This is a genomic window from Ilumatobacter sp., assembly GCF_049588435.1.
In the GTDB taxonomy this organism is placed as follows: Bacteria; Actinomycetota; Acidimicrobiia; order Acidimicrobiales; family Ilumatobacteraceae; genus Ilumatobacter_A.
This window is the reverse complement of sequence record NZ_JBAVYV010000535.1, coordinates 1-10056: the sequence shown is the minus strand read 5'-3', so window position 1 is coordinate 10056 and position 10056 is coordinate 1. Positions and strand designations below refer to the sequence as shown.

At 66.0% G+C, this 10056-nt stretch carries 9 protein-coding genes; 7 read left to right on the top strand and 2 right to left on the bottom strand.

Features of this window, described 5'->3' with window-relative positions:
* Nucleotides 1–1478, top strand: a 1478-nt coding sequence (locus WBV89_RS20170) for an AMP-dependent synthetase/ligase (protein ID WP_423983118.1), incomplete at its 5' end; no start/stop codon positions are given.
* A gap of 38 nt (nt 1479–1516) precedes the next feature.
* On the opposite strand, the gene WBV89_RS20165 is transcribed toward WBV89_RS20170, so the two are convergent.
* Nucleotides 1517–2197 carry a response regulator gene (locus WBV89_RS20165; RefSeq protein WP_423983117.1) on the bottom strand — a complete coding sequence of 227 codons (681 nt, stop codon included), beginning with the start codon at nt 2195–2197 and terminating at the stop codon, nt 1517–1519.
* A 344-nt stretch (nt 2198–2541) separates the two neighbouring features.
* On the opposite strand from WBV89_RS20165, the gene WBV89_RS20160 reads away from it, so the two are divergent.
* Complete coding sequence (locus WBV89_RS20160; protein ID WP_423983116.1) at nt 2542–3924, top strand: HAMP domain-containing sensor histidine kinase; 1383 nt, start codon at nt 2542–2544, stop codon at nt 3922–3924.
* A gap of 61 nt (nt 3925–3985) precedes the next feature.
* On the top strand, nt 3986–4723 hold the full coding sequence (locus WBV89_RS20155; protein ID WP_423983115.1) for a GerMN domain-containing protein: 738 nt from the start codon (nt 3986–3988) through the stop codon (nt 4721–4723).
* An 18-nt stretch (nt 4724–4741) separates the two neighbouring features.
* On the opposite strand, the gene era is transcribed toward WBV89_RS20155, so the two are convergent.
* Entirely contained in the window at nt 4742–5638 is an 897-nt protein-coding gene (gene era, locus WBV89_RS20150) for a GTPase Era (protein WP_423983114.1), read from the bottom strand.
* A gap of 32 nt (nt 5639–5670) precedes the next feature.
* Between era and WBV89_RS20145 the strand changes: the two genes are divergently transcribed.
* The 4 genes from WBV89_RS20145 to WBV89_RS20130 all read left to right on the top strand — a co-directional run bounded on the left by WBV89_RS20145 (nt 5671) and on the right by WBV89_RS20130 (nt 10023).
* Nucleotides 5671–6117: a MaoC family dehydratase gene (locus WBV89_RS20145; protein WP_423983119.1), complete on the top strand. Its 447-nt coding sequence runs from the start codon at nt 5671–5673 to the stop codon at nt 6115–6117.
* 40 nt (nt 6118–6157) lie between these two features.
* A complete protein-coding gene (locus WBV89_RS20140; protein ID WP_423983113.1) occupies nt 6158–7843 on the top strand; it encodes an acyl-CoA synthetase in 1686 nt (561 codons plus the stop codon).
* Between the two features lie 2 nt (nt 7844–7845).
* On the top strand, nt 7846–8751 hold the full coding sequence (locus WBV89_RS20135) for an ornithine cyclodeaminase family protein (protein ID WP_423983112.1): 906 nt from the start codon (nt 7846–7848) through the stop codon (nt 8749–8751).
* 69 nt (nt 8752–8820) lie between these two features.
* Nucleotides 8821–10023 carry an SPFH domain-containing protein gene (locus tag WBV89_RS20130; RefSeq protein ID WP_423983111.1) on the top strand — a complete coding sequence of 401 codons (1203 nt, stop codon included), beginning with the start codon at nt 8821–8823 and terminating at the stop codon, nt 10021–10023.
* Nucleotides 10024–10056: the final 33 nt, after the last annotated feature.

The following is a 10056-nucleotide window of genomic DNA, read 5'->3' as shown; positions in this document are numbered from 1 at the left end:
ACTGTGGGGCGAGCGTGGCCATCCTCGAGGACGCCGGCTTCCTGAAGCGCTTCGAATCGGTACGCGACTCACTCCCGACGATCGAACACATCGCCTTGATCGAAGCCGACGGCGCTGCTGATGAGATCGTGCGCTACAGCGACATGATCGCCTCGGAGCCGGCGGACCTGTCGGCGGAGGCGAAGACCGCCGAGATGGGTGACACGGCGACGATCATCTACACCTCGGGGACGACCGGTCCACCGAAGGGAGTCATGCTCAGCCACAACAACGTGGCCTGGACACTCGAGTCGGTGGGCCAGTCGATGCGTGACCAGACCACGATCGACTCCTTCGCTGGAAAGCGCCACGTGTCGTATCTCCCGATGGCGCACGTGATGGAACGTCTCCTCGGCCACTACTACATGATCGATTTCGCGACGCGGATCTTCTGCTGCCCGGAGACCTCGCAGATGCCCGCCACCGTGCGCGAGGCGAAGCCGAATGTCTTCATCGGTGTCCCGCGTGTGTGGGAGAAGATGTACGCGGGCGTGAACGCCGCGATCGCTGCCGATCCGGAGAAGGAGAAGCAGTTCAACGACGGCGTTGCGGCGGCGATCCCGATCATGGCCAAGATGACCGCCGGCACCGCGAGCGAGGAGGAGATCGCCACGTGGAACTTCCTCGACGAGGTGGGTTTCAAGGCGGTCCGTGGGCTAATCGGACTCGACGAGGTCGAGATCGGAATCTCCGGTGCTGCACCGATCCCGGCCGAGATCCTCGAGTGGTTCCGCGCGATCGGCGTGCCGTTGAGCGAGGGCTACGGAATGAGCGAGACCACCGCGGTGCTCTCGTGGTCCGCTGCCGCCAGGCCCGGCTACGTCGGCGCTGCGGCCGTCGGCGTCGAGATGAAGATCGCAGAGGACGGCGAGGTGCTCGCGCGTGGCGGCAACATGTTCGAGGGATATCTCGGGCTGCCGGACAAGACCGCCGAGACCATCGACGACGAGGGCTGGGTGCACACCGGGGACATTGGCGTCATCGACGACGACGGCTACCTCAAGATCGTCGACCGCAAGAAGGAACTGATCATCACCGCCGGTGGCAAGAACATCAGCCCGGCGAACCTCGAGGCCGCCCTCAAGATGATTCCACTCGTCGGCCAGGCGTGCGCCGTCGGTGAGAAGCGTCCGTTCGTCGCTGCGCTCGTCGTGCTCGACCCCGACGCCTCCGCGGCGTGGGCAGCCGAGCACGGACTCGAGGGAGAAGCCGCGACGATGTCAGCGATGGCAGCGAACCCCGATGTGATCGCCGAGGTCGAAGCCGGCCTCGTGACGGCGATGTCCGACTTCAACAACGCCGAGTCGGTGAAGAAGGTCAAGGTGCTCGGCAACGAGTGGCTGCCCGACACCGAACTGCTCACGCCGACATCGAAGCTCAAGCGCCGCGGCATCCTCGCTACGTTCGCCGACGAGATCGAGGCGCTCTACGTCAAGTAGCGGCCCGGATCAACCGGGGTCTGACCCGAGTTGATACGTCAGGCGATGAGGCGATAGCCCACGCCGCGGGCGGTCACGATCAGTTTCGGGTCATCGGGGTGATCCTCGATCTTGACCCGCAGCCGGCGCACGTGAGCGTCGACCAGGCGTGAGTCGCCCAGATACTCGTATCCCCACACGCGCTCGAGGAGTTGGTCGCGCGAGAGGACCGATCCGGCGTGATCGGCGAACTCGCAGAGCAGCCGGAACTCGGTCTTGGTGAGATCGATCTCGGCGTCGCCCTTGAGCACGACTCCCTGTTCACGCCGAAGCTCGACGTCGCCGAACACCGACGGCTGCGGCGGCGACTGGTCCTGGAGATGGACGCGCCTCAGCAACGACCGGATGCGCGCCGCCAACTCCTTCGGAACGACCGGCTTGGTGACGTAGTCGTCGGCACCCGCTTCGAGTCCCGCGACCATGTCGACGGTGTCGGTCTGGGCGGTGATGATGATGATCGGGACGATGCTCTTGGCGCGCAGCGAGCGGCAGACCTCGAATCCGGACATGTCGGGGAGGCGCAGATCGAGCAGCACGAGATCGACGGGTTCGCGTTCGAACGAGAGCAATCCCTGCGCTCCGTTCGGGGCCTCGCGCACCGAATAGCCCTCGTCCTCGAGCGCGAGGGACAACGCGAGGCGAATCGCATCGTCGTCTTCGATGAACAAGAGGGTTTCCATGGCGTGAGCCGATGATAGGCGCCGGGGAGACTCGGAGCCGATCTGTTGCGGTTTGCTGACGAAGAGTCGACCCGACATCGAGCCAGGAGCGGTCCGATCGAGGTCGAACGTGATCTGCACCGACAGGGTTCACCCCGAATCCCCTGGTGAGCGCCCCGGACCGAGATTCAATTTTCGTTACACAAAGCGCACAATCCGAACGTCGTGCTGTCACAGTCCGGGAGCAACATATGAACTGTTCACGCTGCCCCGGTGAGGTACCTCCCTCCCCCTGGTGCCTCACCGGCAGCGGGTGAACCCTCGACTGGAGCCGTTGAGTCGGCCCAGTCTGCAACACTCGACCCGTGGCCAGCGATCGCTCCCTACGTTTGCGCACTCGCGTCACACTGTTCTTCGCCCTCATCGCTTTGTTCGCTGGCCTGGTGTTGATCGGCGTGACGTACGGATTCGCCCGCAACAGTCTGCTCGAAGAGCGCTCGTCGTCGGCCAAGCAGCAGACCTTCGACAACGCGGAAGGGGTCGCCGACCAGCTCGATGCGGCCGCCGTCGACCCGACCGTCAGCATCGGCGACTACTTCGAGAACGTCCTGCGCACGGAGCCAGGCGGCTTCGCGTTGCTCATCGACCCACTCGCCCAGACCGATCTCACCCACCCGCTGTCGGACTTCCCCGAGGATCTGGTCGCGCACATCGAGGCCGGTGGATCGGGGATCGAGTACATGTCGATCGATGGCGACGACTACGTGACCGTCGGCGTGTACATCCGTCGCCACGACACCGGATACCTCGAGGCCTTCCCCGCCGACAACGAACGGTCCACCCTGACCGCACTTCTCACGGCGCTCGCCCTCGGTGGCCTCGGCACCCTGGTCGTCGCCACGCTGTTCGGATATTCGACCAGCAGACGGTTGCTTCGCCCGCTGAGTCGCGTCGCCGATGCGGCGGAGGACATCGCGTCCGGTGGCCTCGACACGCGTCTCGAGGGTGAGTCCGACCCGGACCTCGACCGACTCGCGAGTTCGTTCAACGACATGGCCGACGCGGTCCAGACCAAGATCGAGCTCGAGGCGCGCTTCGCATCCGACGTGAGCCACGAGTTGAGGTCACCGATCACCGCTCTCACCGCAGCGGTCGAGGTACTCGACGCGAAACGTGACGACATCCCGGAGCGCACCCAACAGGCACTTGACGTGGTGGTCAGCCAGGTCCGCCGTTTCGACAGCATGGTCATCGACCTCCTCGAGCTCTCCCGCCTCGACGCGGGGGCCACGGACCTCACCGTGGAGACGCTCGACATCATCACGCTGACCCACCGTGTCGCCGCCCGGTTCGGCAGCCCCGACATCGAGGTCGACGTCGATCCGCAGACACCCCGTGAGATCGATGCCGACAAGGTTCGCTTCGAACGCGTACTCGGCAACCTGATCGAGAACGCGAACCACCACGGTGGCGGCGTCCTGCGGGTCGAAGTGGTGCCGGTGCACAACGAGATGATCCGATTCGCGGTCGAGGACGGGGGTCCCGGCGTCGCCCAGAGCGAACGGGAACGCATCTTCGAACGATTTTCACGCGGCAGCGCTGCCCGTCACCGCATCGGGACAGGACTCGGCCTCGCGCTCGCGTCCGAGCACAGCGCCGCGATGGGCGGCGCGGTCTGGGTGGAGGATCGTCCCGGCGGCGGTGCGCGGTTCGTCTTCGAGATCCCCAGCAGGAGACCTCATCAATGAGCACGATGGTGAGCAGGATGACGAACAGGACGACGAACAGGACAATGAACAGGACGAGTCGATGAGCAACATCATTCGTCGCGCGGCGTGGTGTGTGGCGTTCGCCGCCGTCGCGTCCTGCGGTGTGCCGACGGGCCCCGAGAGCTTCGAGGCGATCGGAGACGCCGAGATACCGAACCGACTCGCCGACACGACCAGCACGACCTCGACCACCACGACGACGACCACCACGACGCTTCCGGACACGCCCCAGACGACGACCACCACGAGCATCGCTCCGGCCACCCAGTTCGTCGAGGTCTTCTTCCTGTCGCGCGATCAGCTACGCGCGGTCGAAGTGGAGGCACCTTCTCCGGTCGCCGACACCGACTTGATCCTGCTGCTCGAACGTGGCCCGGGACCCTCTGGCGGGTTGCTCACCAACCTGGTCGAGGAGGGGCTGATCATCGACACCACGTCCCAGGGCGGCATCTTGACGATCGACCTCGACGAGTCGATTCTCGACGACATTCCGTCACGCGATCAGCGCGAAGCGATCGCCCAGATGGTGCTCACGTTCCTCTACGGACTCGGTGGGGTGGGCCAGGCGGTGTTCACCTTCAACGGCGGGACCGAGAACGTCGCCATCCCGACCGGAGACCGCTTGTTGACCAACGAGCCTGTCTCGGTCGACGATTACGCCACCATGCGGGTCAACGTCGATCCGAACCCCGAACTCGATCCGAACCCCGATGAGGTCGACACCGGCGGCGAACTCGAAACCGTCGACGGAACGACCACGACGACCGCCCAGCCCTGATCGGTTCGGGCAGAACGTTCAGTAGCCGAGCCGCTCGACGCGTTCGGGGCGTCGCTGCCAGTCCTTGTCGACCTTCACCCGCAACTCGAGAAAGGCGCCCTCGGGGAGCTGCTTGCGTGCAGCCTCACCGGCCCGTTTCAAGATCAGGCCGCCCTTGCCGATGACCATCCCCTTCTGGCTCTCGCGCTCGACGATGATGTCGACGCGAATGCGGGGCCATTCCCACTCCACCACCTGCGTCGCGATCGAGTACGGCAGTTCGTCACGCGTTGCCGCGAGGAGTTGCTCGCGGACGAGTTCGGCGACCCAGCGCTCCTCCGGGAGGTCGCTCACCTCGCCCTCGGGAAAGAAGCGAGGACCGTACGGGAGGGTGGAGACGAGATGGTCGATCAACCCGTCGAGGCCGTCCTTCGTGCGCGCCGACACCGGGAAGTACTCGCGCGCTCCCAGTTCGCTCGACGCGGTCAACATCGCGAGGACCTTGTCCTGGGGTGCTCGATCGATCTTGTTCACGATGACGATCGAGTTCGGCATGTCGAGACGTTCGGCGACCCAGCGATCGCCCTTGCCGAACGGTTGGGTGGCATCGAGCACCAACGCCGTCACGTCGACGTCACCCGAATTCCGACCGACGCTGTCGAGTGCGGTCGCGTTGACCCGCTGTCCCAGCGCGGTGACCGCCTTGTGCAGGCCGGGCGTGTCGACGAAGACGATCTGGCTGTTCGACTGAGTGTGTACACCCATGATCCGGTGGCGGGTGGTCTGCGGCTTGTCGCTGACGATGCTGATCTTGCGACCACAGATGGCGTTCACCAACGACGACTTCCCGACGTTCGGGCGGCCGACGAACGTGACGAAACCGGATCGGAACCCGTCGCCGGTGTCCGTATTGGTGTCGTCGGTTTCGTCGCTCATCACAACAGTCTGCCAACATCGGCTCCATGCAGATGATCGAAGGCATCGACGGACTCAAAGCTCTCGTCGGAGAGCACCTCGGCTACTCGCCCTACGTGGAGATCACCCAGGAACAGGTCAACACATTCGCGGAGGCCACCGGTGACCACCAGTGGATCCACGTCGACGTCGAGCGCGCCGAGTCCGGCCCCTTCGGCGGACCGATCGCGCACGGATACCTGACCCTCTCACTCGGCCCGATGCTCTCGCCGCAGATCTTCGGTGTGTCCGGCGTCGCGATGGGCGTCAACTACGGCACCGGCAAGGTGCGCTTCCCCTCCCCCGTCCCCGTCGGCTCGAAGCTGCGCCTCGGCGTCACACTCACCGCGGTCGACGACGTCCCCGGCGGAGCACAGGTCACGCAGGAGTTCGTCTTCGAGATCGAAGGTGCCAGCAAGCCGTCGTGCGTCGCCGAGGTCATCTTCCGCTACTACGTCTGACCGATCGAGGTCCGACCGATTCGACTCGAAGGGCGCGGCGATGTCCGACTCCAACCAGTTCGCCGACGACGGCGTCGCAGTGGCCGAGCTCGCGCTCGCCGACGTCCACGAGGCGATCGGGCGCACGCGACCCGATGCGGAATGTCTCGTCTTCCGTGACCGCCGGTTCACCTGGGCACAGATGGAGGAGCGGACACGCCGTCTCGCGAACCACCTGCTCGGCCAGGGACTCGGTTGCCACACCGAACGCGATCAGGTGGCCGGTCACGAGTCGGGCCAGGACCATCTCGCGATCTACCTGCACAACGGAAACGAATACCTCGAGTCGATGCTCGGGGCGCTCAAGGCGCGCGTCGTCTCGCTGAACGTCAACTACCGCTATGTCGCCGAGGAGCTCGAGTACCTGCTCGTCGATTCGAACGCTCGCGCGGTCGTGATCCATTCGGCCTTCGCTCCCACGCTGGCCGAGGTCCTCCCCCGCGTGACGCACCTGACGACCATCCTCCAGGTGGCCGACGATTCGGGCAACGAGCTGCTCCCGGGCGCAATCTGGTACGAGGATGCGCTCGCAGCTGCATCGGCGGAGCGCCCCGACGTCACCTGGTCGGCCGACGACCTCTACATGCTCTACACCGGTGGGACCACCGGCATGCCGAAGGGCGTGATGTGGCGCAACGGCGACGCGATGCGCGAGTGTTTCGGCGGGTCGAAGACCGCGACCACGATCGACGGGTTCATCGACGAGGCGAACACGGGTCTGCGGGCGCTGCTCGCTCCCCCGTTCATGCACGGGGCCGGTCACTGGATGAGTTTTCGGACGTGGCTCGGCGGCGGGACGATCGTCGTCCAGGACGTCACCGATCGTCTCGATCCGGCAGACATCTGGCGCACGATCGAACGCGAACGGATCGACTTCCTGCTGATCGTCGGCGACGCGTTCGCCCGCCCGCTCCTTGACGAACTCGACCGGGCTCGCGCGTCCGACGCCGACTACGACCTCTCCTCGCTGACCGTGCTGCTGTCGGGCGGCGCCGCGCTGTCGGCCCCCTTGAAGGACGAGTTCCTCGCGCATCTTCCGACGCTGATGATCATCGACGGACTGGGCTCGTCGGAGGCCGGCGGTCAGGTCTCCCACGTCTCGACCGGTGGCGACGCGACCACGGGCACGTTTCCCCTGACCGATTCGAATGTGGTGCTGTCGGCAGACCTCGATGCGGTACTGGAGCCCGGAGCGGCCGAGATCGGATGGCTCGCGAAGACGGGTCGACTCGCGCTCGGCTACCTGGGCGACCCCGACAAGACCGCGCGCACCTACCCGGTGGTCCACGGCATCCGCTACGCCGTGCCCGGCGACCGCGCCCGGATCCTGACGGACGACGTCGGCGGGCCGGGCATCGTCGAGCTGCACGGTCGCGACTCGGTCACGATCAACTCCGGCGGTGAGAAGATCTTCGCCGAGGAGGTCGAGGCAGCGATGAAGGAACACCCTGCGATCTACGACTGCGTGGTCGCCGGACGCCCGAGCGAGCGCTGGGGCAGCGAGGTTGTCGCCGTGGTCAGGCTCCGCGCCGATCACCACGCGACCGACGAGGAACTCCTCGCCGAGGCGCAGCGCCACGTCGCCCGCTACAAATTGCCGAAGGACATCATCCGCGTCGACGAGATCGTTCGATCGCCGAGCGGCAAGGCGGACTATCGCTGGGCTCGCGGCGTCGCGTCGCGCTGACGATGACCCTGCACCTCGACCGCGAGCTGGTCGAACCCCTGCTCACCTGGCCGGGTGTGATCCATGCGATCGACGTCGGCCACGCTGCCACCGCCCCGCGCGTCGATGACACGCTCCTGCGCCGGGGCGGCGATTCCCTGCTCAGCCGAGCCGCCTGGGTCGACGGTCTCGGTTCGTTGGTCAAGACCGCAACCGTGTTCCCCGGCAACGCCGCAGACGGTCTGGCCACCGTCAACGGTTCGGTGGCACTGTTCTCGGACCGAACCGGCGAACTCGACTGCACGCTCGATTTTCATCTCATCACCAAGTGGAAGACGGCCGCCGACTCGGCACTCGCTGCCGGTCGCCTGGCGCGTGCTGATTCCGAGCGGATCCTGATCGTCGGGTCGGGCACGGTCGCGTCGTCGATGATCGATGCATACCGGTCGCTGTTCCCATCGGCCCGCTTCGACGTCTGGAGCCGAACCGCGTCCAACGCCGACGCACTCGCCGAGGCTGCAGGCGCCGACCGGGCCGACGACCTCGAGACCGCGGTCCGACGAGCAGACGTCGTCTGCACCGCCACGATGTCGAACGACCCCGTGATCCACGGGTCGTGGCTGCACCCGGGCCAGCACGTCGATCTCATCGGTGGCTACCGACCCGACATGCGCGAAGCCGACGACGAGTGCATCGGACGCTCGTCGGTCTTCGTCGACAGCCTGATGACGGCGCGAGACGTCGGTGACATCGCACGACCGCTCGAGGCGGGCGTGATCACCGAGTCGGACGTCTGCGACTACTCGGCGCTGCACTCCGGCGGCTTCGCGCGGACGTCCGACGACGAGATCACTCTGTTCAAGAATGCCGGCGGGGCCCACCTCGACCTCATGGTGGCCCGCCACATGTACCAAATCGCGACCGCATAGAACGCGCTTGACCTAGGGTCTGAGCAGGACCGCAACGCACAACGAACGAACACGAAAGGTGGGCCTCGCATGGGTCTCATGGACAAACTCAAGGGCGAACTCGTCGACATCATCGAGTGGATCGACGACTCCCGTTCGACGCTCGCGTGGCGGTTCCCCCGCTACCAGAACGAGATCAAGAACGGCGCCCAACTGATCGTCCGTGAGGGGCAGAAGGCCGTCTTCGTCTACCGGGGAGCGCTCGCCGACCAGTTCGAACCGGGTCACTACGAGCTGACGTCGGAGAACCTCCCGATCATGTCGACGCTGCAGGGCTGGAAGCACGGATTCGACAGCCCGTTCCGCTCCGAGGTGTACTTCATCAACACGCGGCCGGTCACCGACATCCGCTGGGGAACCCCCCAGCCCGTCACCGTGCGCGACCCCGACTTCAAGATGGTGCAGGTGCGCGCCAACGGACTGTGCGTCGTGAAGATCGCCGACGTCGAGATCTTCCTCAAGGAGGTCATCGGAACCGACTCGGCCGTCGAGGCCGACGAGATCACCGAGCTGCTGCGCCGGGTCATCTCGATGGCGTTCTCGGACATGGTGCTGGCGTCCGGACTCGGTGCGATCGACCTCCAGGGCCAGCAGGTCTCCCTGTCCGGTCGCCTCGCGAAGTTCGTCGAGGAACGCGTCGACGACGAGTTCGGCCTGGCGATCCCCGAGATGACGATGAACATCTCGCTTCCCGACGAGATCACCCAGGCGATGACCCGCGGCGTCGCCAAGGGCGTCGAAGCGTCCGGGTTCGTCGAGAACGTCGACCTCAACAAGTACCAGCAGGCACAGGCCGCCGATGCGATGCTCGCCGCAGCCGAGAACGAGGGGGGTTCGGTGATGGGCGACATGATGCAGATGGGCATGGGAGTCGCGATGGCCGGACAGATGGCCAACCAGATGGGCGGAGTCGGGGGTGCACCCCAGGCACAGCCGGCTGCGGCAGCCGCACCGCCGGCCTCAGCCGCACCGCCACCGCTGCCGGGTCAGAAAATGTTCCACGTCGATCACGGCGGTCAGGCCGGCGGGCCCTACAACATGGCCCAGATGCAACGGGGAATCCAGAACGGCCAGGTCACGGGACAGACCCTCGTCTGGGCCCAGGGAATGGCGGGGTGGCTCCCGGCACAGTCGGTGCCCGAACTGCAAGCCGTCTTCGCCGCACCGCCCCCCATGCCCCCGACCGAGCCGACACCACCACCGCCCCCGGCGCCCGGCACCCCGTCGGCCTGACTCGATGAGCGACACCCCGCCGCCGCTCGACGG

Excerpts from the sequence above, each read along its gene's own strand:
- WBV89_RS20165 (WP_423983117.1), bottom strand. The coding sequence starts at position 2,197 with ATGGAAACCCTCTTGTTCATCGAAGACGACGATGCGATTCGCCTCGCG.
- WBV89_RS20155 (WP_423983115.1), top strand. The coding sequence starts at position 3,986 with ATGAGCAACATCATTCGTCGCGCGGCGTGGTGTGTGGCGTTCGCCGCC.
- era (WP_423983114.1), bottom strand. The coding sequence starts at position 5,638 with ATGAGCGACGAAACCGACGACACCAATACGGACACCGGCGACGGGTTC.
- WBV89_RS20145 (WP_423983119.1), top strand. The coding sequence starts at position 5,671 with ATGATCGAAGGCATCGACGGACTCAAAGCTCTCGTCGGAGAGCACCTC.
- WBV89_RS20140 (WP_423983113.1), top strand. The coding sequence starts at position 6,158 with ATGTCCGACTCCAACCAGTTCGCCGACGACGGCGTCGCAGTGGCCGAG.
- WBV89_RS20135 (WP_423983112.1), top strand. The coding sequence starts at position 7,846 with ATGACCCTGCACCTCGACCGCGAGCTGGTCGAACCCCTGCTCACCTGG.
- WBV89_RS20130 (WP_423983111.1), top strand. The coding sequence starts at position 8,821 with ATGGGTCTCATGGACAAACTCAAGGGCGAACTCGTCGACATCATCGAG.